Source organism: Enterococcus sp. 7E2_DIV0204 (assembly GCF_002140855.1).
In the GTDB taxonomy this organism is placed as follows: domain Bacteria; phylum Bacillota; class Bacilli; order Lactobacillales; family Enterococcaceae; genus Enterococcus_L; species Enterococcus_L lemimoniae.
On the sequence record NZ_NGKY01000002.1, the window covers coordinates 177038 to 202532 of the forward strand.

The 25495-nt window shown below is 36.7% G+C and carries 25 protein-coding genes and 1 tRNA gene; 20 read left to right on the forward strand and 6 right to left on the reverse strand.

The genetic code is table 11. The features are described from left to right. The first annotated feature begins 164 nt into the window (after window positions 1–164). Window positions 165–1331, forward strand: coding sequence for a molecular chaperone DnaJ (gene dnaJ, locus A5819_RS16285; protein ID WP_086281512.1), 1167 nt, complete (start codon window positions 165–167; stop codon window positions 1329–1331). Window positions 1332–1383: 52 nt separating this feature from the next. Here the strand turns inward: dnaJ and A5819_RS16290 are convergent, their stop codons facing one another. Then, on the reverse strand, window positions 1384–2316 hold the full coding sequence (locus A5819_RS16290) for a YafY family protein (RefSeq protein WP_086281510.1): 933 nt from the start codon (window positions 2314–2316) through the stop codon (window positions 1384–1386). A gap of 164 nt (window positions 2317–2480) precedes the next feature. On the opposite strand from A5819_RS16290, the gene A5819_RS19345 reads away from it, so the two are divergent. The 13 genes from A5819_RS19345 (at window position 2481) to A5819_RS16350 (ending at window position 13115) form a co-directional block, all read left to right on the forward strand. Next, complete coding sequence (locus A5819_RS19345; RefSeq protein ID WP_176271481.1) at window positions 2481–2654, forward strand: hypothetical protein; 174 nt, start codon at window positions 2481–2483, stop codon at window positions 2652–2654. Window positions 2655–2793: 139 nt separating this feature from the next. Continuing rightward, window positions 2794–3681 carry an energy-coupling factor transporter transmembrane component T gene (locus tag A5819_RS16295; RefSeq protein WP_086281507.1) on the forward strand — a complete coding sequence of 296 codons (888 nt, stop codon included), beginning with the start codon at window positions 2794–2796 and terminating at the stop codon, window positions 3679–3681. Beyond that, window positions 3654–5336 (forward strand): ABC transporter ATP-binding protein, encoded by a 1683-nt coding sequence (locus A5819_RS16300; RefSeq protein ID WP_086281504.1) that lies wholly within the window; start codon window positions 3654–3656, stop codon window positions 5334–5336. Before A5819_RS16295 ends, A5819_RS16300 begins: the two co-directional genes overlap by 28 nt. Continuing rightward, window positions 5333–6022 (forward strand): ECF transporter S component, encoded by a 690-nt coding sequence (locus tag A5819_RS16305; RefSeq protein WP_086281503.1) that lies wholly within the window; start codon window positions 5333–5335, stop codon window positions 6020–6022. The genes A5819_RS16300 and A5819_RS16305 overlap by 4 nt, the downstream gene beginning before the upstream one ends. Before the next feature lie 21 nt (window positions 6023–6043). Beyond that, window positions 6044–6427, forward strand: a complete 384-nt coding sequence (locus A5819_RS16310) for a DUF4430 domain-containing protein (protein WP_086281500.1) — start codon at window positions 6044–6046, stop codon at window positions 6425–6427. A 126-nt stretch (window positions 6428–6553) separates the two neighbouring features. Continuing rightward, on the forward strand, window positions 6554–6973 hold the full coding sequence (locus A5819_RS16315; RefSeq protein ID WP_086281498.1) for a pyridoxamine 5'-phosphate oxidase family protein: 420 nt from the start codon (window positions 6554–6556) through the stop codon (window positions 6971–6973). A 19-nt stretch (window positions 6974–6992) separates the two neighbouring features. Next, window positions 6993–7403 (forward strand): EVE domain-containing protein, encoded by a 411-nt coding sequence (locus tag A5819_RS16320; protein WP_086281496.1) that lies wholly within the window; start codon window positions 6993–6995, stop codon window positions 7401–7403. A gap of 232 nt (window positions 7404–7635) precedes the next feature. Further along, a complete protein-coding gene (locus A5819_RS16325) occupies window positions 7636–8370 on the forward strand; it encodes a metallophosphoesterase (protein ID WP_086281494.1) in 735 nt (244 codons plus the stop codon). A gap of 123 nt (window positions 8371–8493) precedes the next feature. After that, window positions 8494–10686 (forward strand): Tex family protein, encoded by a 2193-nt coding sequence (locus A5819_RS16330; RefSeq protein ID WP_086281492.1) that lies wholly within the window; start codon window positions 8494–8496, stop codon window positions 10684–10686. Between the two features lie 2 nt (window positions 10687–10688). Continuing rightward, window positions 10689–11183, forward strand: coding sequence for a SprT family protein (locus A5819_RS16335; protein ID WP_086281490.1), 495 nt, complete (start codon window positions 10689–10691; stop codon window positions 11181–11183). A 126-nt stretch (window positions 11184–11309) separates the two neighbouring features. Continuing rightward, window positions 11310–12035, forward strand: a complete 726-nt coding sequence (locus tag A5819_RS16340) for an ElyC/SanA/YdcF family protein (RefSeq protein WP_086281487.1) — start codon at window positions 11310–11312, stop codon at window positions 12033–12035. A gap of 97 nt (window positions 12036–12132) precedes the next feature. Further along, a tRNA-Leu gene (locus A5819_RS16345) sits at window positions 12133–12215 on the forward strand. Window positions 12216–12359: 144 nt separating this feature from the next. Beyond that, the gene (locus A5819_RS16350) at window positions 12360–13115 is read left to right on the forward strand and encodes an SDR family oxidoreductase (protein WP_086281726.1); all 756 of its coding nucleotides are present in this window, start codon (window positions 12360–12362) and stop codon (window positions 13113–13115) included. A gap of 72 nt (window positions 13116–13187) precedes the next feature. On the opposite strand, the gene A5819_RS16355 is transcribed toward A5819_RS16350, so the two are convergent. Further along, window positions 13188–13595 carry a DUF2871 domain-containing protein gene (locus A5819_RS16355; protein ID WP_086281485.1) on the reverse strand — a complete coding sequence of 136 codons (408 nt, stop codon included), beginning with the start codon at window positions 13593–13595 and terminating at the stop codon, window positions 13188–13190. Between the two features lie 169 nt (window positions 13596–13764). Here A5819_RS16355 and A5819_RS16360 point away from each other — a divergent pair, with 169 nt between their 5' ends. Then, window positions 13765–15414, forward strand: a complete 1650-nt coding sequence (locus A5819_RS16360; RefSeq protein ID WP_086281483.1) for an alpha-glucosidase — start codon at window positions 13765–13767, stop codon at window positions 15412–15414. A gap of 46 nt (window positions 15415–15460) precedes the next feature. On the opposite strand, the gene A5819_RS16365 is transcribed toward A5819_RS16360, so the two are convergent. Then, entirely contained in the window at window positions 15461–16000 is a 540-nt protein-coding gene (locus A5819_RS16365; RefSeq protein WP_086281481.1) for an STM3941 family protein, read from the reverse strand. A gap of 182 nt (window positions 16001–16182) precedes the next feature. Between A5819_RS16365 and A5819_RS16370 the strand changes: the two genes are divergently transcribed. After that, window positions 16183–17400, forward strand: coding sequence for a pyridoxal phosphate-dependent aminotransferase (locus A5819_RS16370; protein ID WP_086281479.1), 1218 nt, complete (start codon window positions 16183–16185; stop codon window positions 17398–17400). Between the two features lie 81 nt (window positions 17401–17481). Here A5819_RS16370 and A5819_RS19350 read toward each other — a convergent pair whose 3' ends face one another. After that, a complete protein-coding gene (locus A5819_RS19350; protein ID WP_086281477.1) occupies window positions 17482–17658 on the reverse strand; it encodes a hypothetical protein in 177 nt (58 codons plus the stop codon). Between the two features lie 191 nt (window positions 17659–17849). On the opposite strand from A5819_RS19350, the gene A5819_RS16380 reads away from it, so the two are divergent. Beyond that, window positions 17850–18677 (forward strand): helix-turn-helix domain-containing protein, encoded by an 828-nt coding sequence (locus tag A5819_RS16380; protein WP_086281475.1) that lies wholly within the window; start codon window positions 17850–17852, stop codon window positions 18675–18677. Between the two features lie 102 nt (window positions 18678–18779). Beyond that, a complete protein-coding gene (gene nagA / locus A5819_RS16385; RefSeq protein WP_086281473.1) occupies window positions 18780–19928 on the forward strand; it encodes an N-acetylglucosamine-6-phosphate deacetylase in 1149 nt (382 codons plus the stop codon). A gap of 50 nt (window positions 19929–19978) precedes the next feature. Here the strand turns inward: nagA and A5819_RS16390 are convergent, their stop codons facing one another. Together A5819_RS16390 and A5819_RS16395 are read right to left on the reverse strand one after the other, a co-directional pair. Then, the gene (locus tag A5819_RS16390; RefSeq protein ID WP_086281471.1) at window positions 19979–20365 is read right to left on the reverse strand and encodes a hypothetical protein; all 387 of its coding nucleotides are present in this window, start codon (window positions 20363–20365) and stop codon (window positions 19979–19981) included. Window positions 20366–20469: 104 nt separating this feature from the next. Then, a complete protein-coding gene (locus A5819_RS16395) occupies window positions 20470–21147 on the reverse strand; it encodes a DNA/RNA non-specific endonuclease (protein WP_086281469.1) in 678 nt (225 codons plus the stop codon). A 163-nt stretch (window positions 21148–21310) separates the two neighbouring features. Between A5819_RS16395 and A5819_RS16400 the strand changes: the two genes are divergently transcribed. Both A5819_RS16400 and A5819_RS16405 read left to right on the forward strand, forming a co-directional pair. Then, entirely contained in the window at window positions 21311–22012 is a 702-nt protein-coding gene (locus A5819_RS16400) for an ABC transporter ATP-binding protein (RefSeq protein WP_086281467.1), read from the forward strand. A gap of 6 nt (window positions 22013–22018) precedes the next feature. After that, window positions 22019–25447, forward strand: a complete 3429-nt coding sequence (locus tag A5819_RS16405) for an ABC transporter permease (protein WP_086281465.1) — start codon at window positions 22019–22021, stop codon at window positions 25445–25447. Window positions 25448–25495: the final 48 nt, after the last annotated feature.

A 25495-nucleotide genomic window follows, 5' to 3' on the forward strand; every position in this document is an offset into this window, starting at 1 on the left:
TTTGGTCTTTGCCTATCTTTATTTGTAGAGAATCTTACCTATAAATGTAGTGAAGCTATTTTGCTTTTGCTGGATTTGTGGTATGATTACAACGATGTTTTTTACAAATAAATTGGCGTCGATCCTATTTTAGAATAAATGGAATAATAGTTGGAGGGGAACTAATGGCTACGAAAAGAGATTATTATGAAGTACTTGGCCTTGCCAAAGGTGCTTCAGATGATGAAATAAAAAAAGCTTACCGTAAGCTTTCCAAACAATATCACCCAGATATCAACAAAGAAGCAGATGCAGAAGACAAATTCAAAGAAGTTTCGGAAGCCTATGAAGTGTTGAGCGATCCTCAGAAAAAGGCGGCTTATGATCAATATGGTCATGCGGGCACTGATCCAAATTATGGTGGAGGCGCTGGTGGTTTCGGCGGCTTTGGCGGAGGAGGATTCTCTAGCAGCGGTTTTGGTGGGTTTGAAGATATTTTTGATTCATTCTTTGGTGGCGGTTCTCGTAGTGTCGATCCGACAGCACCAAGACAAGGGGCTGACTTACAATATACAGTCAACTTGAAGTTTGAAGAAGCGATTTTTGGTGTTGAAAAAGAAATCAAATATAATCGTGAAGATAATTGTGAAACTTGTGGTGGTAATGGAGCGAAACCTGGTACGCATCCTGAAACGTGTCATAAATGTCACGGATCTGGTTCAATCAATGTGGAACGTCAAACACCACTTGGCCGTGTGATGAGTCGTCAAACCTGTGATGTTTGTCGTGGAACAGGAAAAGAAATCAAAGAACCATGCCCAACTTGTCATGGCACTGGTCATGAGAAAAAAGCGCATAAAGTCAAAGTAAATGTACCAGCTGGTGTGGAAGATGGACAACAAATGCGTTTAGCAAATCAAGGAGAAGCCGGCATGAACGGTGGACCGTATGGTGATTTGTATGTTGTCTTTAGTGTTGAGGACAGTAATATTTTTGACCGTGAAGGTTCAGAAATCTATTATGATTTACCATTAAGCTTTGTTCAAGCAGCTCTTGGAGATGAGGTCAAAGTACCAACAGTTCATGGGGATGTAAAATTAAAAATCCCAGCTGGTACCCAAACTGAAACAAACTTCCGTTTAAGAGGTAAAGGTGCACCACGCTTGCGTGGTGGTGCTAATGGCGATCAACATGTAAAAGTCAAAATCATTACACCGAAAAACTTGAATGACGAACAAAAAGAAGCGTTGCGTACCTTTGCAAAAGCTGGCGGTCAAACCGTAAGTGAACAGCAAGAAGAAGGCTTCTTTGATAAAATGAAGGACGCTTTTGGCGGTAAGAAAAAGAAATAATATAAAAAGCATCTCAAACTGGTCGGCGTTTCATCCAGTTCGAGGTGCTTTTTTATTGATATATCGCTAACATATCTGTAAGACGTCGTTTTAACTCAGTTCTCACGTGTTTTGGTTGTATACACTCGCATTGATAGCCAAAACCTAAAAGAAGATTATAGCCAAACTCATCTTCCATAAAAGGAAAGTCAACGATCACCTTTTCAGGATCATCCGTATGGGAAAAGGTAAGTTGTCCAAATTTATCGCGCAACTGTTCCTTGATTTTGTGGGTTACTTTCAATGTGATTGTTGTGAATTCTTTACCATAGAATGGCTCTTTTCCTAGTGGTTTAGCTTTAAATTCTCGAGGATCAAAATGTGATGCTGATAATGTTAATTCACTCATTCTAGAGATTTTAAACGTTCTAAAATCAGCTTTTTCTAAGCAATATGCTTGTAAATACCAGCTGATTTCCTTTAGAACGAGACGATAAGGTTCCACTGTTCTTTGTGTTTTTCTTCCTTGATTGTCCTCATAATCAAAAGAAAGTACACGTTGTTGATCCATTCCAGCTTTTACTACCTCTAAAAAAGGTTGTAAGGTATGGTTATTGGTCCATGGTGTTAAATCAATGACGATTTGGTTGGTTTTAAATTCAATTTCTTCAAGAAATTGGCTAGGAACTAAGGTTTTTATTTTTTCGAAGGTTTGGTTTATTTGAATAGGTGAGATATTGTTGGATAAACTTTCTAAAGCAATCAGCAAAAACGTGATATCCGCCGACGTGAAAAATTGTTTATCTATTTTATAATTTTCCATAATTTGGATTCCACCGTTTACTCCAGGGAAAGAAGTCACTGGGATGCCAGCTTCACTTAGGGAATTAATGTCGCGATAAATTGTTCGAACGGAGACTTCTAACCTTTCAGCTAATTGCGAAGCACTGACTTGTTTTCTTTCTAGCAATATCATGATGATTGCTAGTAATCGTTCTGTTTTCATTTGGCACCTCTTTTTGATCAAGATCTGTTTATTTTATTATAACTAAAAATGCATTAGATTTGGTGGAAAGTAGTAAAAATAGTTAAAACATTATTGAATTTGATTTTGGGTACACTAGATTAGAAAGATTATCGGTTCGTAGCGATCGGTTGAGAGTTGGTATATTGACTTTAGTTATATATATTTATATAATTGCAACAATGGTGTTGCGTGAAGCTGAGCATGATTATGTCAATGATGAAAAAGCAATGAATAGTATGAGAAGTGAGTTGAACATTGATTCCAATCAAGTTCCTCGATTTTTACAGCGCGCTTTTTGTCGCTACATTTTTTTGTAAAGAGAGCTGTTCGCTAAATCTGGCGTAATACGTTTTGTTATAATCGTTAATCCAAACAGCACACTTTCTAAAAGTGACGGCTTTTTTTTTGTTGCTGTAACTAATTTTTATTTATAAAAGCAGAGAAAGGAGACTAGGGATGAATCAGTATTTTTTTAAATCAAGTCATCCATTGGTTTCGTCTAGTTATTATCTATTGATGCTATTGATCATAATGAGCACGACTAATCCAATCATTATTAGTAGTTGCTTTCTGGTAAGCTTGAGTTTACGTCTATTCCAATTATTAAATAAGAAAAAGAAAGGCTTGTTTCATCCGTTGGTACTCGTGTTTCTGCTTACAGTAACAAATCCTTTGTTTGTACATCGAGGCGGAACGATTCTTTTTTTCTTTTTGAATAAACCAATCACCAAAGAAGCATTTACCTATGGATTTTTTATGGGATTGATGATTGCTTCAGTAATTTATCTCTTTCAGGCTTTCCAAGCAACCGTTGATTCAGAGCAATTTTTTTATCTTTTTGGCAAGCGGCTACCAAAAGTAACCATGATTTTGACTATGATTTTTCGTTTTATACCTTTGTTTAAACAATATTATCAGGAACTGAATCAGGTCCAAAAAACAGTACAACGTACACAACATCGGAATTTTAAAGAGAAGGTAGCTTATGGGTTTGATTTGTTCGGAAATCTTTTTTCTTGGGCTCTGGAAAATGGAATGGATACAGCCGATTCAATGAAGGCAAGAGGCTATGGTGTAACGACAAGAAGCAGTCGACTCACCTATCGATGGCGTAAGCTAGATACAATAGCAATAATTTTCTTGATTGGCTGTAGCGGTGTGTTTTTATTGGCTTTGAGTAAAGGGGACTATCACTATAACTTCTATCCTTATAGTGAGTCATTCTTTGTATTCTGGCGTATTCAAGGCTTACAGTATCTACTGATTATAGTAGTCGCATTTATACCTGTGCTTAAGAGAATCAAGGAGGAGATCGTTTGGGCTATCTTGAAATTAAAAATGTAACGTTTCAATACGCTGGCGGGCATAAACCTGTTTTACAGGATCTGTCATTATTGCTTGATAAAGGAGCTTTTATCCTGATCTGTGGTGCATCTGGTAGTGGTAAATCAACGTTGTTAAAACTATTAAAACCGCAAATAACGCCTGCGGGGATTCAATCAGGCGAATTATTTTTTAATAATGAAAAATTATCCGAATTACCTGAGTTATTTTCTACCAGTAAAATCGGATACGTGATGCAACATCCCGAAAATCAAATCGTAACGGATAGTGTTTGGCATGAGCTAGCTTTCGGATTAGAAAACTTGGGAATTCCCCCATTTGAAATCAAAAGTCGGATTGCCGAAATGGTCAGTTTCCTAGGCATCCAAGACTTGATGGAGTACAAAATAAGTGATTTATCCGGCGGGCAAAAACAATTGCTAAATTTGGCAGCGGTGTTGGTGATGCGTCCAGAAATTTTACTATTAGATGAACCGATAACTCAGTTAGATCCAATTGCTGCACAAAATTTTGTCGAAATTTTAGTCCGCTTAAATCGGGAAATGGGCCTCACAATTCTTTTAGCTGAGCACAGTTTAGAAAGTGTTTTTCCATTTGCTGATCAAGTGATTGTCTTAGAGGAAGGACGTTTACTTTTGACTGATACACCTGCTCGAATTTCAACCAAAATCAAAACACAAAAATTCGAGTCCAAACGTTTTCTATTAAGCTTGCCAAGTGCAGTACGTATTTACCACGAGGCTGGTTTTCAAGGGCCATGTCCAATCACAGTCATCGAAGGCAAAAAACTTTTAGCAACCTATTTTCCAGATCAGTTTTCTATTAACGTTACTAAACAAGTCCCTCCATCAAAAAGCTTTCAAAATGCGGTTAAAAATAGTATTCAATTGAAAAATGGCTGGTTTCGCTATGAGAAAAACGGCAAGGATATTTTAGCAGGAGTTGATCTAACTATAGCAGAAGGGGAAATTTTCTCTTTAGTTGGTGGAAATGGAACTGGAAAAACTACCCTTTTAAAAGTGATCGCAGGTCTTCAATCTTGCTATCGAGGGAAATTACAGTTGTTCGCTCAACCCGCCAAAAAAAATCAGCATCTGGTTGGTTATTTACCGCAAGAGCCACAAATGATGTTTATCAAAGACTCTGTTTTAGAAGATTATCAAAGTTATTTGTTTAGTAAGGGAATAGCAGGACAAGAGCAAACGAAACGTATTGAAAGGATCACTTCATTGCTAGCGATCAAAGAAAGCGTCCTTCAGCATCCTTTTGATTTAAGTGGTGGAGAATGTCAGCGAGCTGCGCTAGGCAAGTTACTGTTGACGGATCCTAAAATCTTATTACTAGATGAACCTACCAAAGGCATCGATAATTATGGCAAAAATCAACTGATTGAGTTATTGAAGAAATTGGCAAAGCAAGGAAAAACAATTTTAGTAGTCACTCATGATCTGGATTTTGCTGCAGAATTGTCGGATCGTTGTGGTCTTTTTTTCAAAAATAACTTATTAACAACAGCAGAACCAACCTTATTTTTTAGTAATCATACTTTTTATACAACAGCTGCCAGTAGAATTTCCCGTGATACATTTTCTCGTTTAGTGACAACCCAGCAAGTCATCGAAGCATGTCTGGAAAAGGGTGTAAGAAGCATATGAAGCAAATTGGGTTCAAACGAGCTATAATTGTGATGCTAGTGCTGCTATTCTTAGTTGGATTAACGTTTATCCTATTTGAAGTCGGGCAGTATCAAGTGATTTCAATGCTGTTGGTTATCGGAGCCTGTCTCCCAATTTATTACAGATATGAAAAAAGACAGCTGAATATCAAAGAAGTAGTGTTGATTGCGATTTTAACAACAACTGCTGTTTTGGGACGCTTTCTATTCTACATGATTCCGGCAATTACACCGATGACTGCGATCATCATTATTTCTGGGATTTGTATGGGAGCTGAAATAGGTTTTCTTGTTGGTTCATTATCAGCCGTGACATCCAATATGTTATTCGGGCAAGGACCATGGACACCTTTCCAGATGTTTTCTTGGGGACTGATCGGTTTGATTGCAGGTTTGCCTTGGATTCAGAGCTTCATCGGCAAAAGTTATTGTTTTTTGGTGATTTACGGAATTTTAGCTGGGCTTTTCTTTTCATTTTTTATGGATGTATGGACAGTCCTTTCGATTGACCGCTATTTTTCATGGCAAAGATATTTGGCGTTACTAGTGACAGCTTTACCTTATACAGTTTCTTATTGCGTTTCAAATGCATTTTTCTCGTGTTTGTTATTGCGATCAATTCAAAACAAGCTTCAACGTATTTTAATTAAATACGATATAAAATAGAAAAACAAAGGTGGAAATAAAATGAAAAAATTTGTAAGAGCCATACTATTGATGGGTGCTATCTTTTTACTGGGTGCCTGTGGTCAAAAAGCGGAGCAGAAAGAAACGAAGAAGGATGATGCTGACAAGTTAAGTGTCACGATCATCTTAAAAGAAGATGACAAAGAATTTGATAAAAAAGAATTGAAGGTCAAAAAAGATGAATCTTTACAAACAGTGATGGAAGTCAACTATAAAGTAGACATGGATAAAGATTTTGTCAGTGGTATAGATGGACATCAGCAAGATGCGTCAGCTAGTAAATATTGGTTATATGATGTAAATGGCAAACAACCAGATGTAGGTGCAGTGGAATATTTTCTTAAAGATGGCGATATCGTAACGTGGAAATTGAATAAACTATAAGCAGGTGGAAGAAGATCCACTAAAAAATAAAAGAAGCTATTTAAACCCTGACAATCAGTTGTCAGGGTTTGTTTGTTAGAATGAACTTGTCAGTCAGACAATTAAAAATAAAGGAGCAGAATATTTATGGAAACTGTAGCGGCATTTAAAGAAATAATGGCAGAACAAACAGAAATCGCCTTAGCAACAAGCGTTGAGGAAGTACCAAATGTGAGGATTGTTAGCTTCTTTTATGATAAAAGCAAAAAATGCTTATTTTTCTCCACGTTTAAAGGCAATGAAAAAATTACCGAGTTTCAAAAGAATCCCAACGTAGCCTTTACTACAATCCCAACGAAAAATACGAACCATGTCCGGGTCCATTACGCTAAAGTCCAAAAGAGTGAGAGGAGTGTATATGATGTAGCAGAGCAATGGATTCAAAAGATTCCTAGCTATGAAGAAAATATCAAGAATGCAGGTCAAATGTTAGAATTATACGAAATTCACTTTACAGAAGCCATCGTGATTTTAGGCATGTCTAGTAGAGAAACCATCCAGCTGTAAGGCTGAAAAGAAGGATTGTATGAATTATTGGATCGGAGTTGCTTCTAAAGATCATGTGACACTTGGCGTAGCAGGTGGTTTTTGCCAATTATGTCATGGCAAATCAGCCCCACTAAATAAAATGCAAGCAGGTGACTGGTTGATTTACTATGCGCCAAAGCAGAGTTTAAAGACGAAAGAACCTTGTCAAGAATTCATTGCACTAGGTCAGATTTTACCAGGTGAGACCTATGCATTTGAAATGGCTCCAGGTTTTATCCCTAATAGAAAAAATGTTGACTTCTTGAAAGATATCCAGCCAGTTTCATTACAAGCAGTTGCTGATTTTCCATTATGGCAAGAGTACCGATCTCGCTTGAGATTTGGTCATTTTCAAATTCCGGAAGAGCTATTTGATTTTATCATCTCTGGCATGAAAACAGGTGTATAAATAAAAAACAGGACAGACATGAAAAAAATGCTGCTGTCCTGTTTTTTTCATACCCACTTTTAAACATGCGTTAATGCCCCCCTTGCACAATAAATAGGCTAAAAACTAGTTTAATGTTTAAAATAGTACTAAATTAATACAACTATCGCCTCTTTTTTGATTAATAGTGTCAATCCTATCTTATTTTCTGCGTTATAATAAAATAAAATAGTGCTGAAAAGGAGTTGGAAAGATGAAAGACTATATCTATGCAATCAGTGATATTCATGGAGAGTATGAATTGTTTGAAGAATTGATCCAATACTATGATCCAGCAATGCACCAGTTGGTATTGATCGGTGACTTAAATGATCGTGGACCAAAGACAAAAGAGAGCTTTTTACTAGGGAAAAAATTAGTGGAGCAGCACAACGCAATCTATCTTAGAGGGAATCATGAAGAGTATTTTCTCCAGTTTTTAACTAAACCAGAAGATTGGTTTACTAGCTATGTTCGTAATGGCGGGAAAGAAACGATGGAAAGTTTGCTACACAAAGGGGCGACAGCAGAATATTCTCCTACTGAGATTGCGATGATGATTCGCAGTCGCTATAAGGAATTAATCGATTTTTTAATGGAGCGCCCGTTATATTTTGAGTGGAATGACTATATTTTTGTCCATGCTGGTGTCGACTTAACAAAAAAAGATTGGCATGAAACAAGCACGCATGACTTTATCTGGATCAGAGAAGCCTTTCACACTGGAAAAAATAATACAGGAAAAACGATTGTCTTTGGTCATACGATCACTCCAATGTTGCATGGTGACATGGAAACAACTGATTTATGGTGTTCAGATCATAAAATTGGTATTGATGGTGGAGCTGTTTTCGGCGGTTCGGTTCATGGTGTGATTTTTGATGCCAATGGGATCGTGCAAGATATTGAATATCAAAATCTAAAAGGACCTTGGCAACCTGATTTTTAGCAACAAGTGCTGTTCCTTATAGAAGGAGGATAAAGTCTTTTCTAAGCTTTATCCTCTTTCTATATTTCAAGCAGAAAATATGCTAAAATGAAACAGTATGTTAATGAAAAGAGGTATTTAAATATGGCAGAAACCTATAACCAAGAAGTAGTTGCTTTACTTCAAAAAGAATTGACAGAATATCGTCCGAACCAGCTAACAACTGTCCTGACTTTATTAAGTGAAGGCAACACTGTTCCTTTTATTGCTCGCTATCGTAAGGAGATGACGGGCAGTTTAGATGAAGTTCAAATTCGTGAAATCGAAGAACGTTATACTTATTTAGGAAATTTAGAAAAGCGTAAAGAAGAAGTCTTGCGTCTAATTGAAGAACAAGGCAAACTAACAGAAGAGTTGGCTAAATCAATTCAAAAAGCAACAAAGATGCAGCAAGTAGAAGATCTTTATCGCCCTTATAAACAAAAACGTCGGACTAAAGCGACAATTGCCAAAGAAAAGGGACTAGAACCATTGGCGGATTGGCTACTGAGTTTTCCTGTCCAAGCAGATGTAACAGCAGAAGCTGAACAATATGTTGATAGTGAAAAAGAAGTTGAGTCAGCTGAAATAGCCTTACTTGGGGCACATGAAATCATTGCTGAGCGAGTGAGTGATGAGCCAAAATTTCGGACTTGGATTCGTGACTTCACGTTTAAACACGGGCAATATGTCAGCACGGTCAAAGATAAAGAAAAAGACGAGAAATCCGTTTATGAAATGTACTATGATTTTTCCGAACCCGTTAGTAAAATGGTTTCTCATAGAGTCTTAGCGACAAACCGTGGAGAAAAAGAAGATATCTTGAAAGTAGCTCTTTTCGTAGAAGAAGAAAAGATAGCTGGTTATCTAGAGCGCCAATTGATTGGAAACAACAAACAATCACCAACGGCAACTTATGTTGAAACTGCTTATTTAGACAGTTATAAACGGTTTATTGGTCCAGCGATTGAAAGGGAGATCCGCAATGAGCTAACTGAAAAAGCAGATGAACAAGCAATCAATGTTTTTGGGGAAAATTTGCGTAATTTATTATTGCAGCCACCGTTGAAAGGAAAAGTTGTTTTAGGCTTTGATCCTGCTTATCGAACAGGTTGTAAAATGGCCATTGTAGATGCAACCGGAAAAGTCTTAGCAATTCAAGTAATTTACCCACATAAACCTGCTTCTGGAGAAAAACGTGCCGCAGCTGGTCCTGCGTTTAACAAATTGATCGAAGAATTCCAAGTTGAAATGGTTGCAATCGGTAATGGAACAGCGAGCCGTGAATCAGAATTATTTGTGGCTGAACAGCTAAAACAAATCAAACGCGATGTTTTTTATGTAATCGTCAATGAAGCTGGTGCCTCTGTTTATTCTGCCAGTGATGTGGCACGAGCTGAATTTCCAGATTTACAAGTAGAAGAAAGAAGTGCAATCAGTATTGCCCGCCGTTTGCAAGATCCATTGGCAGAACTTGTTAAAATCGATCCCAAAGCAGTTGGTGTGGGACAATATCAGCATGATGTTTCTCAAAAACGTTTGGCGGAACAATTGGATTTTGTAGTTGAAACAGCTGTTAACCAAGTCGGCGTCAATGTAAATACAGCTAGCCCACAACTTTTACAACATATTTCTGGGTTAAATAAAACAACGGCTCAAAATTTAATGGCCTATCGTGATGAAAATGGCGCATTTACAGCCCGTAATCAAGTCAAAAAAGTGCCACGTTTAGGACCAAAAGCCTATGAACAAGCGATTGGGTTCTTACGGATTCCAAATGGGAAAAATATTTTAGATAATACTGGAATTCACCCTGAAAGTTATGATGTAGCTAAAGCAATTTTAGAAAAAGCCAACGTTAAATTAGCAGAACTTGGTACGACAGAAGCTGCGCAACGTTTGAAAGATTTACCACTAGCACAATTGGAAACCGAATTAGCAGTTGGTAGTGAAACGCTTAAAGATATTATTGCCGCTTTAATTCAACCAGGTCGGGATATGCGTGATGAAATGCCTGCGCCACTTTTAAGAAAAGATGTTTTATCAATGGAAGATCTAAAATCAGGGATGGAATTACAAGGAACAGTTCGTAACGTCATCGATTTTGGAGCATTCGTTGATATTGGTGTCAAACAAGACGGTTTAGTCCATATTTCAAAACTTAGCTCGAAATTTGTTAAACACCCTACTGATATTGTTTCTGTAGGGGATGTTGTAACAGTTTGGGTAGAAGATGTGGACATGAAGAAAGGGCGTATCAGTTTAACGATGCTGCCACAAGCTGAAAGGAAAGAATAGTCTTGAGTAGTTTTTCTAAAGAAGGAAAACCCGCAAAGCAAGTGTTGACAGATGCGCAATTACAAGCGATGGTAGAAGAGATTTCATTGTCTTTTTTTGGGAAAAAGTTTCGGCATAATGCTTTTTTTAACCGTCGTCTAAGAACCACTGGCGGTCGCTACCATTTAAGCTCGCACAATATAGACTTCAATCCAAAAGTTTTTGAACGTTATGGTGAATCAGAATTGATCAATGTGATCAAGCATGAATTGTGTCACTATCATCTGCATATAGAAGGCAAAGGCTATCAACATAAAGATCCTGAATTTAAATCATTATTGAAACGAACCGGCGGCAGCCGATATGTTCGTCCTTTAGTAGAGCAAAAACCACAATCATACCATCAGTATCAGTGTGAAAAGTGTCAAACATTGATTCTGCGTAAACGCAGAATCAATACGGAACGCTATGTTTGTGGGAAATGTCGAGGAAAGTTAGTAGAGTTGCTTCATTCTTGATGACTATAAAGTAAATGAGTTTGGGACAAAAGTGAGTTCTTTTTTGTTAAAATTGCAAATCCCGAATAAGCGCTTCTGTCCCAATCCCATTAGTATACTATTGATTAAGAGGAGAAGAGGAATAGCATGATTCAACATTGGAATACAGTTATCGAATATTTATCTGCAAAAGAAGCAACAGCTAGTCGTTATGATCTTGCAATCTTAGCTGGCAACAGTTTGCCTTATCTTGCGGATGAACTGATTCGGTTATATGAAAACGGCCTAGCAGACAGATTAATGTTAGTTGGTGGTGTTGGTCATGCTACGCCTTTTTTACAGAGTAACTTTAAAAAAATGGGGATGGCTATCACTGGCGCAAGTGAAACAGAAATGTATTTGGATTACTTTAAACAAAAATATGATTTAGATAAAAAATTATTTTTAACGGAGAAAACATCAACCAACTCAGGTGAGAATGCACGTTTTGCATTAGATACAGTGAAGACCACAAACTGGCATCCTGAAAAAGTCTTATTATTGGCAGATCCTTTATTACAAAGAAGGATCAAGGCTACTTTTGAAAAAGAATGGCAAGCAACAGATGCTGTTTTTACAAACTATGTATCGATCGTTCCCTTCGTAAAAGCGGTTGAAAATGCGATTATCTTTGAAAAAGAACAACTTAATGGTTTATGGAGTAAAGACTACTTTCTTTCTTTAGTTTTGGGTGAAATTCCTCGACTTAGAAATAATGCAAATGGTTACGGGCCTAATGGTCATAATTATATTGATGCTGTTGAGATACCAAAAGAAGTAAGTCAGGCCTATGATAAATTGTGCCAAGTATACGCATATGAAATGAAAAGATAAGAACTAGATAGTAGAAAAGTAAACGATTGAAGTGGATGAACGATTGACAAAAGTAAGAGCGTATTTTATCATTGAATAGGTAATAATGACATAGATTGCGGTCATGGCGGAATGGCAGACGCGCCAGCTTGAGGGGCTGGTGGGGGCAACCCCGTGGAAGTTCGAGTCTTCTTGGCCGCATAAGTTTTTTAGCAGAACACTTCTTTCAAAGAGGTGTCTTTTAATTTAGCTTTCAATTATTCTACTCCCCATTTAAAAAATGTTAGAAAGCGCTATAATGAGCGTAAGTGTTTTAAATAACTCTTGTTTTATTATGTTTTAAGAATGGAGAAATTATCAATAAGATTAAAAGGAAAAATTACGTTAGTTACTGGAGCTTCAATGGGCATGGGAAAAGAGCATGCAGCTTTATTTATTAAAGAAGGTGCAATCGTTTATATAGCGGATATTGATGATACATCGGGCAAAGAGACCGCTGCTACTTTAGGAGACAATGCCCAATTTGTTCATTTAGATGTTACCAATGAAGACCAATGGCAAAAAGCTATTGAACAAATCACTAAAGAACAAGGTGTATTAGATATCCTCGTGAATAAAGCTGGGATTAGTGTCTTTAATAGTCTAGAAAATACAACGCAAGAAGAATTTATGCGAACGATTGAAATCAATCAACTATCGGTCTTCTTAGGAATGAAAACATCTATAGCGTTAATGGAAAAGAGTCACTCAGCTTCAATTATTAACATTTCCTCAATTGAAGGTTTTGAAGGTAGTGTCGGTGGATATGGCTACGTCAGCTCAAAATTTGCGGTTAGAGGGTTAACCAAATGTGCTGCTTTAGAATTCGCAGATAAGCATATTCGTGTCAACTCAGTTCATCCAGGTGGTGTCATTACCCCAATGGTAACGCAAGCAACGGGAGAACAAAAAGCTGCAATTGAACAATTCCAACAAACGATTTCTATGAAAAGAATGGCTGATCCAAAAGAAATTTCAAACTTATTCTTATTCTTAGCTTCTGAAGACTCTTCTTATTCTACTGGTAGCGAATTTATTGCTGACGGTGGTATTTTAGCGTGATAATAAAAAACTTGTTTCGTTTTGGAATACAAACGAAACAAGTTTTTTTGTTGAATGCTTTAGTTGAAGCTGCTAAACCTCTTCTTTAACGGCTTTAAACAAAACTTGGAAGAAATAGGCCAAGCCCACAGTAATGATGATATGCCCTAAACCAGCAATCCCTGAAATAGCAGCAGATTCCGGAGAGCCTAATACTTGTAAAGTCCCTCGAATCATCATCATTAATAACGTAACACCCAAGCCGATATTATAAATAATATAGAATTTTTTATAATTTATTTCTTTTGTCAATTGAAAATTCTTTTCTAATAACAAGACAATCAAGAAAAAGAACATTCCTAAAATCAGTGCATGTGTGTGTAATACACTAAGCTGGGTAGTGCCAGTAAAATCATTCCATTTTGTAAATTCACGATAAAAAATACCAGCTATTAATCCAAAAATCATATAAGACATACTAACTCTAACTAATTTTTTCATGGTTCACCTCTATTTTATTTTTTCAAACAAATTAACTGTAACAAATCAATTGATTCATTTCTACGTATTTGCATCCAGCTGTAATCGTAAATTCTATGCATTTCAGATACGCTTTTTGATCATATCTTATATAATAGATGAAAGACATAAACAAATTGGAGTGATCCGTATGGCAATTAGGCGTACTTGGTGGAAAGAAGCAGTGGGCTATCAGATTTATCCAGCTAGTTTTATGGACACAAACAATGATGGTATTGGCGATTTAAATGGAATTCGCTCAAAATTGGATTATCTCAAGTCACTGGGAATTGGTTTTATCTGGATCACGCCAATTTATGAATCACCCAATGTAGATAATGGCTATGATATAAGTGATTATCAAAAAATACTTGGGACCTTTGGCACAATGGAAGAATTTGATTTATTATTGAAAGAAGCTCATGAGCAAGGACTCAAAATAATCATGGATCTAGTGATCAATCATACCTCAAATCAACATTCCTGGTTTGTGGAATCAAGATCATCGCTAAAGGATGATTATCGTGATTACTATATTTGGGCGGATGGAACTATGGATGGGCCACCTAATGATTGGGTTTCAATTTTTGGCGGTTCTGCGTGGGAATATGATGAAAGGACCAACCAGTATTATCTCCATGTTTTTGCTAAAGAACAGCCAGATCTGAATTGGGAAAATCCTCGAGTAAAAAGAGACTTGTTTCAAATGATCGATTGGTGGTTGGACAAGGGGATTGACGGTTTTCGGGTCGACGCAATTTCTCATATAAAAAAAGCACCCTTAGAAACAACTTCAACAAAAGATCCATTTGAAGCATTTAAAAACGTGCCAGGTATTGAAACACATTTAAATGATCTCAGAGATATTTTTAAAAAGCGAGATATTTTAACTGTTGGTGAGGCAAATGGTGTCAGCGCTGCTGAAGCATATCAATGGGTGGGAGAAACTACAGGCTATTTTAATATGTTATTTGAATTTGATCATATTTCTCTTTGGAATAAAGACGAACAAGAAACGGTCGATGTTATCCAGTTTAAAAAGGCACTCACTGCTTGGCAAGAGGCACTAGCCGACGGGCGGGGCTGGAATGCCCTTTATATGGAAAATCATGATATTCCCCGTTCTGTATCTAGCTTTGGTAGTGAAGAGAAGGTATTTTGGCAAGCATCGGCCAAAGCCTTAGCTCTAACATTTTTATTGCTGCAAGGAACTCCCTTCATTTATCAAGGACAAGAAATTGGTATGACGAATCTACCATTTACTTCAATTAATGAAATTGATGCGGTTGATACGAAAAATTTCTATTATGAAATGATCCATTCAGGGGTAGATCCTAAAAACGCACTGAACCTGATTCGCAAAACTGCCAGAGATAATGCAAGAACGCCGATGCAATGGACGGCTGAAGAATATGCTGGTTTTTCTAAAAGAAAGCCATGGATGAGGATCAATCCAAACAAACAAGAGATCAATGTATTAGATGAGTTGAATGATCCAACTTCTGTTTTGAATTTTTATAAAGCAGTGATCCAACTTAGAAAGGAAAACGAAGCCTTGATCTATGGTTGTTATCAACTTTATTTGCCGGATCATCCACAATTATTTGTTTATAGCCGTCGATTAGCAGACGAGCGTTTTGTAGTGATCATCAATTTGTCGAAGGAATTTGCTTCTGCTGATTTACCAGAAAATGTTCAGATTGAAGAATGGGATTTACAACTGTCTAATCTTAACGATCATACAATTCATCAACATACCATTTTCGCTCCTTATGAAGCGAGGGTCTATAAACATAAATAAAAAATCGAGCAATTTTCTTTATTTAAAAAGAAAATTGCTCGATTTTTTATTTCGCTGCGTCGCAATATTCAGCCATATGCATCAATAATTCTTCTAATGAAACATTTTTAGCACTTTGCATTGTAATATTTATTTCGTAAGAACCTAATTTTAAGTTAGCTTGAGCCGCTTTTCTAGTAATCGTACTTAATGAAGCTAGAAATTCTTCTCTATTTTCTAGACGGATGGAGATAAAATTTTGGCCAGACACGTTGAAAACGCCGATATCTGTAACGTCTTTCCAAGGAATCAAGCGATCTTTTGTAGCAAGTGCACTTGAGTAATCGTAAAATCCTTCTTTAGTCAAGATTACGACCGGTTTACCAAGTAAGAGTAGCTTGATCGAATAGCTTAAACAAAAGCCAAAGAAAATAGTTCCAATGATTCCAACTAAAGGAATCAAGAATGACCCACTGCCACCTAAAAAGCCGACGTCAAGATCTTGGGGAAAAATCAAAAATACTGATACACCAGTCATAATAACTGATAAAAAAATCAATAACAATTGTTTTCCTTTACTTTGATACACAACAAATTCTTCTTTCATTATTCGCTCCTTAATTTTTTTTACATATAATAGAATAGCATAAAATTTGACTATTTGGCTGAAAATCAATGAGTTCTAACGGATTCGCGTTTTTTTTTTTGAAAATTTGCAATTTTTCATTGCTTTTTTTTTCTAGGTGGCGTAACTTTAAAGATATAAATTTTGAAAATGAGGGATACAGTATGAGAAATTTTGAAAAATCCAACAAACTTGATGGTGTGAGTTATGATGTACGTGGTCCGGTTTTAGAAGAAGCGGACAGAATGCACGAAGAAGGCATTCGCATTTTGAAACTTAATACTGGTAATCCCGCCCCTTTTGGTTTTGATGCGCCGAATGAAGTCGTTCGCGATATGATCATGAATGTCCGTAATTCAGAAGGATATTCTGATTCAAAAGGGATTTTTTCAGCTCGTAAAGCAATCGAACAATATTGCCAAATCAAAGGCTTTCCTAATGTGACGATCAACGATATCTATACTGGTAATGGTGTGAGTGAATTGATCTCAATGTGTATGCAGGGCTTGTTAAATAATGGCGATGAAGTACTCGTGCCAATGCCAGATTATCCTTTATGGACAGCTTCAATATCGTTAGCTGGCGGAAATCCTGTACATTATATTTGTGACGAGCAAGCCGAATGGTATCCAGACATTGATGATATTAAATCAAAAGTGACAACAAATACCAAAGCTATTGTTTTGATCAATCCAAATAATCCAACAGGAGCTTTGTACCCTAAAGAAATACTGGAACAAATCGTTGAAATAGCGAGACAAAATGATTTGATCATCTTTTCGGATGAAATCTATGATCGTTTAGTGATGGATGGCTTGACTCATATTCCAATTGCGACATTAGCGCCTGATTTATTCGTTGTTACACTAAACGGTTTGTCTAAATCACATCGAGTGGCTGGGTTCCGTTGCGGTTGGATGGTCCTTAGTGGTAATAAAAAACATGTAAAAGGCTACATTGAAGGGTTGAATATGCTGGCGTCAATGCGGCTATGTTCTAATGTATTATCGCAGCAAATTATCCAAACTGCTTTAGGTGGTTATCAAAGTGTGGATGATCTACTCCTTCCTGGTGGTAGAATTTATGAACAACGGGAATATATTTATAATGCGATCAATGATATTCCTGGCCTTTCAGCAGTAAAACCAAAAGCAGCTTTTTATATCTTTCCAAAAATTGATACCGCTCGTTTTAATATTTACGATGATGAAAAGTTTGTCTTGGATTTTCTCCATGAACATCATATTTTATTAGTGCATGGCGGCGGCTTCAATTGGGCACAACCAGATCACTTTAGAATCGTTTATCTACCAAAAATGGAAGACTTGAAATTTACAACCGAAAAAATGCGTGAATTTTTAAGTACCTACAAACAAAAGTAAGCATGTTGCAACATTAAAAAGAGTGACTCAAAACTTTTCAAGTTTTGAGTCACTCTCATTTTAAGAATGCCCTACATAAAATTATTCTGCAGTTTGACAATCTTTTTTACTAATTACCATCCGATTTGTATATTTTTCTTCCATGTCTGGACTGGGATCTGAAACAACAACCAAATAAGCATTTTCATATTCTTTTTCGACATAGCCTGAATAGCTACTTCTATCCCAACTAAAGCTAATTCGTTTCTCCTGTGTCATGAGTAACACTCCTTATTTGCAAAGTAAAATTATTTTAAATCGTCTCGGTTTAGCAGTAGGTAATGTTCTTGCAGTATATTATGCTATAAAGTACAATAAATGCATAATGCGAATTCGCATATTTTGAAATTTTAGATAGACAAGGCTTTTTAATAGTGGTATAGAATTGAAATCGGCGTAGGAGTGAAAGTATGGATTCTTTTGGAGCAGTTATTAAGGAAATTCGTAAGAATAGAAAATTAACACAAAAAATGTTATCAGAAGACATTTGTTCACAAAGTGTATTGAGTAGGATCGAAAATAATGAAGAGTTGCCCAATGTAGTAGTGATGCAACAAATCTGCCAACGCTTAGGTGTAACAATGGATCAGATTATGCAGTTTAAATCAGATGAAGTTCGACTGATCACTCAAATATTTGAAAAAATAGCGGATTATTTTCGCCATAAAGAATATGAAAAAATAATGACGTATATGAAAGCAACGCAAATTGAAGAACGATTACATTTAGATACTGATTGGCAGCGTTACTATTATTATTTAGGCAGTTGTAAATTTTATTTATGTAGCGATTTTGAACATGCGATATTAGATCTAAAAAAAGGGCTTTCTTATACATATCAAGCGAACAAGGACAATTTATCAGATTTTGAAATACAAGTGATCAGTTGTATTGGTAGCACCTATAGTAGTATTGGAAAGTTTATTGAAGCTGAGAAGTACTTAAAGTTAAGCATTCATTATTTTCATAAATTACCCAATGAACGAGTAACAGCTGAATTGACAAAGATATTTTATAATTATTCTAAATTCTTAACCGATCAAAAACGGTTAGAAGAAGCACAAATCTATATCGATCAAGGGATCGTCTGGTCAAGACACCGCAATAGCTATTATTATTTAAGTGAGTTGTTTCAACTAAAAAGCCAATTGATGATCGTAAAGGGGCAATCAGAGAAAGCAACTGAGTATCAAATTTTATCTGAACAAATTCGTCGGATCGAAACCATTAAAATCTAACGAAAGTTAAGTAAAAAAATCTGAAAAGGTCTACACCATTCTTGACTTTAACTGATTTTAAGAGTACCGTTAAAGTAGAAAATTAAAGAAAGAAGGATGAAGATGAGAACGTTTATCTTTGCTGAAAAGTTCTTTTTAAAAAGTGATGTAAAAGGACCGGGATATTTAGAAATCACAGATGGAGTATTTGGTGACTTTTATAAAGAAGTACCAGAAAGTGATGCAACAGTGATTAAAGAAGAAGGAAAATGGATTGCACCAGGTTTAGTAGATACTCATATTCATGGTTACATGAATCATGATGTTATGGATAGTGATGCTGAAGGGTTAAAAGTCATGTCAGAAGGATTATTGTCTTGTGGTGTGACATCATTTTTACCAACAACTTTAACCTCAAGCAAAGAACGCTTGAAAGATGTTGCTAAAACAATTGGTGAGGTATATCAAGATGTTCCTGGTGCAAAAGTTCAAGGAATCTATTTTGAAGGACCATTCTTTACCGAAGAACACAAAGGTGCTCAAAACCCTAGCTACTTTGGCGATCCAGATCTTGCAACGTTCAATGAATGGCAAGAAGCTTCTGGTGGTTTGATCAAAAAAATCGCTTTAGCACCAGAACGCAAAGGGGTTAAAGAATTTGTAAAAGCTGTAACGGATGAAGGTGTCGTTGTTGCCTTGGGACACAGTGATGCAACGTTAGAACAAGCAACAGATGCAGTCGAAGCTGGTGCTAGCGTGTTTGTCCATGCTTATAACGGTATGCGTGGACTGAATCATCGTGAACCTGGGATGGTTGGTGCGTTGATGTCATTAAATCATGTGTTCTCTGAATTGATTTGTGATGGTCATCATGTCCATCCAAATGCAGCAGATATTCTGATGGAAAAAGCTGGACATGATCACGTGGCGTTGATCACTGACTGTATGATGGCTGGCGGCATGCCTGATGGTAACTACAATTTAGGTGAATTTCCTGTTGTCGTGAAAGATGGCACAGCTCGTTTAGAATCTGGTAACCTAGCAGGTAGTATTTTGAAATTAAAAGAAGCTATCAAAAACGTGGTTGATTGGGAAATTGCTACACCAGAACAAGCAATCATGATGGCAACATTAGTACCCGCTGTTAGTTGTAAGATCGATGATCAATGCGGGATGATCGCAAACGGACGCGATGCTGACTTTATCGTGTTAGATCCAACGATGGAATTGGCTGCAACTTATTTAGATGGCGTAGAACGTTATCGTGCTTAATATAAATAAAAAACAGATTTTAGCTATTTGGCTAAAGTCTGTTTTTTTATTTAGTCATTTTTAGGTAAGATAGATGAGGTTAGGCTGTTGTTGAAATACGCAATAAAAAAATCTGATAAAAATAAGTCATACACTTCAATATCCGTTTTATAAAGAGAAACCGGGATCACAAAAGTTTGTTCATTGGTCCCGGCAATATAATCACCGTCAATGGTTTGCGCAACGACTAGAAAGCCATGTTCTTGCCAAAGTGAAAGATCATCTAAGGAAATGGTTTCATCAGAAGCAAGGTATTGAATTGTCTCTTCAAATTGTGCTTCAAGTGTTTGGCTGAAAATGATCGTGCTATCCTCATCTTGTTCATTTTCTAAAACGGTACTTAAAAAAATTTGTGGATCTGTTTTTGTGAGTTCTTCTTTGATTTTTTGAAAATCCATCTCTATGCCTCCTGATTTTAAAATGAAGTAAGCTTATTCAAGCTCTTGCGAAATCAGCTGTTCAATCCGTTTCTACCATAGGTCAATATAAAAAAAGTAATACTCTATCGTTCATTTAAGATCGTGACGCGAAAATCAATAGTGGTATTTTTGTTTAAGCCTTTAGCTTCAAGATCGATTTGCTTACATAATAGTGCAGTTCCTTCATAAACGGGTGTTACTCGATAACGAATCGTTTCGCCATTATCTAGTGCTTGGCGAATTTGATTTTCATATTTAGTCATATAAGGTGTATTGACGGGTGTTTGATAAAGTGTAGTGAGATTTCGCTGGTCATCACCAGAACCACCAAGTTGGCGTCCAATCAAATGTCCTCTAGAATGAAGTGTCGGCTCCAAGCCAGAAATAAAGCCTGGGGGACGAATATCTTTATTAGCAGAGGTTCCAGTATTGACCATAGCTGGTTTTAATAACGCATCGGCACCAGTTGCGCGATCAAGTGAATCTAAAGCGTGATAATCAATCCAGCCTTTTTGACTATCTTTCATTTCAGCGGTTGAAAAAGTTGCAGGACCAAGTTCTTTAGGTCCAGGATTTGTGGAACTGACTGGTTTTGCTGTAGATGGTTTGGTTTGCTGTTGCGGCTGATGTGTGTCGATACCAAACATTTCTTGAATAGTATCTGGAACTTGTACTCCAAATACACCTAAAACTAAAATAATTAGCACTGCCACAAGCATCACTGCTGGATTGAAAGGCGGTTTTTGTTTCTTTCTTGCCATGTTTTCTCTCCTAACTTAAATAAAGCTGACTTTTATCGTAGATTTTGCATAAGTCATCCTTCTATTATACGAAAAAAAATCAAAAAATCAAAAAGCTTTTAAGCTATAAGAGGACTAGTTTGCGTTCTTATGATAAAATTCCCTTGAGAGGGGATTTTAAATCATGGCATATATCGATGTAATAAATGAATATAAAAGATATCATATGGGAGATACCACAATTGCTGCAAATGATGGGATTACTTTTTCGGTAGAAAAAGGAGAAGTCGCAGTTATTTTAGGTCCGAGCGGTGCTGGTAAATCAACTGTATTGAACATTTTAGGTGGTATGGATTCATGTGACGAAGGACAAATCGTCATTGATGGAACGGATATTGCAAAATTCAATGAGAAGCAATTAACAACGTATCGTCGAAATGATGTTGGTTTTGTTTTTCAATTTTACAATCTAGTCCCGAATTTAACAACAAAAGAAAATGTTGAATTAGCGTCGCAAATTGTTTCAGATGCCTTAAATCCAGAAGAAGTGTTAAAATCTGTTGGCTTAGGTGCACGACTGGATAATTTTCCAGCACAATTATCGGGAGGCGAACAACAGCGTGTGACGATTGCCAGAGCGATTGCTAAACGCCCTAAACTATTATTGTGTGATGAGCCAACGGGTGCACTTGATTATGAAACGGGTAAGCAAATTTTAACAATTTTACAAGAAACTGCTCGTAATACTGGCACAACTGTGATCATTATTACCCATAATTCTGCCCTTGCCCCAATGGCAGATCGTGTGATCCGTATCAATGATGCAAAAGTTCGAAACGTGACAATCAATGAAGTACCAAAGCCCGTATCTGAGATAGAATGGTAGGTGGTAGTGTTGAAAAAAACAGCCTTACTTAAAACTAGTTTTCGTGAAATCAAACAATCAAAAACGCGCTTTATTTCGATCATGGGTATTATTTTTCTAGGCGTGATGGTTTTTGTTGGTTTAAAAGCGACAGGACCTGATATGACTCAGACCGCAACTAACTACTATCAAAAACAAAAGTTACCCGATGCTCGGATCGTTTCAACGCTTGGCTTAACGGATAACGATATTAACGCGGTTAAACAGGTGAAAGAGGTCGAAACGGTTTTCCCTAGATACACAAAAGATTTAGCTATCAGTGAACGCAATGTAGCGGTGAAATTTGTTAGCTATGATCTAAAAGAAAAACAACCTTTGATTGATTATAAAGTGGTTAGCGGACGTATGCCTGAAAAAAGTGGAGAAATTGTTTTAGATGACCTGGCGCAATTACGCGGGCACTATAAATTAGGCGAAACATTAACCCTTTCAAAAGAAGACAATCAAGATCAGGCTTTGAGAAAAGATCGATTCAAAATCGTCGGATTTGTCCAATCACCTGAATATATTGAAAATACATCAAGAGGAAATACAACGATCGGTAAAGGTTCTTTAGATTTTTTTGCAGTAATTCCTAAAGAAGATCTGGATCTTTCGACGTATACTGAAATTTTGGTGTCTTTCAAAGGATTAAACAGTATTGACAGTTACTCGTCAGTTTACAAGGATAAACGTGTTGCTGCAGTTACCTCTGTTGAACAAGCAATGGAAAAACGACCTGAACAACGGGTACAGGAAATTCGAGAAGAATCAAAAGCTTCTTTTGACAAAGCGCAAAAAGGAATTACAGAGGGTGAAAATGCTTTAAAAGATGCTGAAGCTAAATTACAATCGAGCGAACAGACCTTATCTGCTGGTAAACAAGAATTAGCCCAAGCTCAAGCTGCTTACACCCAACAAATCACAGCTGCAGAGAATGAACTAGCAACAAATCAATTGACTATTACAGAGGATGAAAATGAGCTTGCTGCGCAAAAAAGTCTACTTGAAACAAAGCAAAATGAATTAGCTCAAGCTACAGCAAAAGTTACTGAAGGACAAAACGCATTACCTGGTTTACAACAACAACGTAATGAACTAGCAACATCCAATGAATCATTGAATCAGTTCGTTAATGGTTATCAAAGTTTAGGTGCATCAGTTGCTCTATTAGATCGAGTGCCTGATGAATTATTAGCAGAAAGTATTGCTGATGCAGCACCCCAACTTCAAGGAGCAGTTCAAAGCTTAGGTGCACCAGCTGAACTAACAACGGCGATCAATCAATTGATCAGTCAACCTGAAAGAAGCAATATTGCAGGTGTTATGGGTGTAATCAACAGTGCTTTAGCAAATTTATCAGGCCAACAAGCTCAGGCAACGGAAGGGTTACAAACACTAGATCAAACGATTGCTACCATCAATCAGTCGATTACACAGTATAACGATGGTCAACAACAACTAGATCAAGCTGCAGCTCAAATTGCTCAAGCACAAGCCCAACTAGAGTCTGGAAAAGCACAATTAGCAGCTGGTCAAGCACAATTAGAACAATCCAAAGTTGAGGGTCAGGCGAAATTAAATGAAGCGCAAGCCAAAATTGATCAAGGTCAAACGGCTTATGATCAAGGCCTTGCTGAATTCGAAAAGAAAAAAACGGAAACGATCCCTAAATTGAATGATGCTAAACAACAATTGGAAGAGAAACAAAAAGAATTAGCTGATTTAAAAGCAGCAGATTATTATTACTTTACAAGAGATGATAATCCAGGTTATTCAGAATATGAAGATAACGCTAAGCGTATTTCTTCTTTATCAACTGTTTTTCCGATTTTCTTTTTCTTGATTGCGGCTTTAGTGAGTTTAACGACAATGACGCGGATGGTCGAAGAAAAACGAATGGAAATCGGTAGCCTGAAAGCGTTAGGCTATCGAAATGGTGAAATTGCCTTTAAGTTTTTAGTGTATGCGGCAATTGCCAGTATCTGTGGCGCTGTTTTAGGATTATTTGTTGGTTACTATTTATTCCCAACGATTATCTTTGATGCATATGGACAATTGTATAATATTCCTGATTTTGTTACTCCTTGGTATTTAAGTTACAGTTTGATTGGGATTTTAGTAGCTGTTCTATGTACGGCAGGTGCTGCGATGGTGGTTCTACGCATTGATTTATTCAGTACGCCAGCTAGTCTGTTGCGCCCTAAGGCACCAAAAGCAGGGCAAAGAATTTGGTTAGAGCGAATCAAACCAATTTGGAATCAATTGAGTTTTATTCAAAAAGTTACGGCACGCAATTTATTCCGTTACAAGCAACGGATGTTGATGACGGTATTAGGTATTGCGGGCTGCATGGCATTGATTATTACAGGTTTTGGATTAAAAGATTCCATTTCTGATATTGTCGAAGTACAATTTAATAAAATTTGGCATTATCAAGCAATCGTAACGTTTAAAGATGAAGCATCTGAGCAAGCAACGCAGCAATATCAAGAGGTATTGGACAAAGTTGAAGGCTTGAAAAAAACCATGCCATTATATGTGGAATCTTTAAAAACAACGAATAATTCGAATGCTAAGCAAGATGTTTCAATCTACGTACCGGAGAATCCTAAAGAAATTGATCAGTTTATTTTATTCAACGATCGACAATCGGGAGATAAGTACCAATTGACCGATGATGGTGTGATCATTAATGAAAAACTAGCTAACCTATTTCATTATAAAACGGGTGATTCTCTTGTTTTGAAAGATAGTGATAATAAAGAATACAAGCTTAAAATCAATGCGATAGCTGAAAATTACACGGGACATTTTGCGTATATGTCACCAGTTTATTATGAAAAAATAATGAAAAAAGCTCCACGCTATAACACAGAATTTTTACTTTTTGATCAGGCGCCAAGTGAGAAAGTTGAGGCAAGCATTGGTAAAGAATTGATGGAGAACCAAAAAGTATTAAATGTTTCCTTCCTATCCATTTCAAGTGATGCTTTAGATGATACGATTCACAGTTTAAATATTGTCGTGTGGGTCTTAATCACGGTATCCGGTTTATTGGCCTTTATCGTGTTATATAATTTGACCAATATTAATATTTCCGAACGAATCCGAGAACTTTCTACTATTAAGGTATTAGGTTTTTATGATAATGAAGTAACGATGTATGTGTATCGTGAAAATATTATTTTAACGTTGATCGGTATTTTCTTCGGTTGCTTCTTTGGAAAATTGGTTCACAGTTATGTCTTGACGACGGTTGAAGTTGATATGCTGATGTTCTCACCAACGATCCACTGGTTGAGTTACTTCTACTCAGCGCTACTCACATTATTCTTTACATTACTAGTTATGGTTTTCATGCATAGAAAGTTGAAAAAAGTTGATATGATTGAAGCATTAAAATCAAATGAATAAATGATATTGATAAATGAAGTGAGAGCAAGATAAAACTGATCTTTAGTT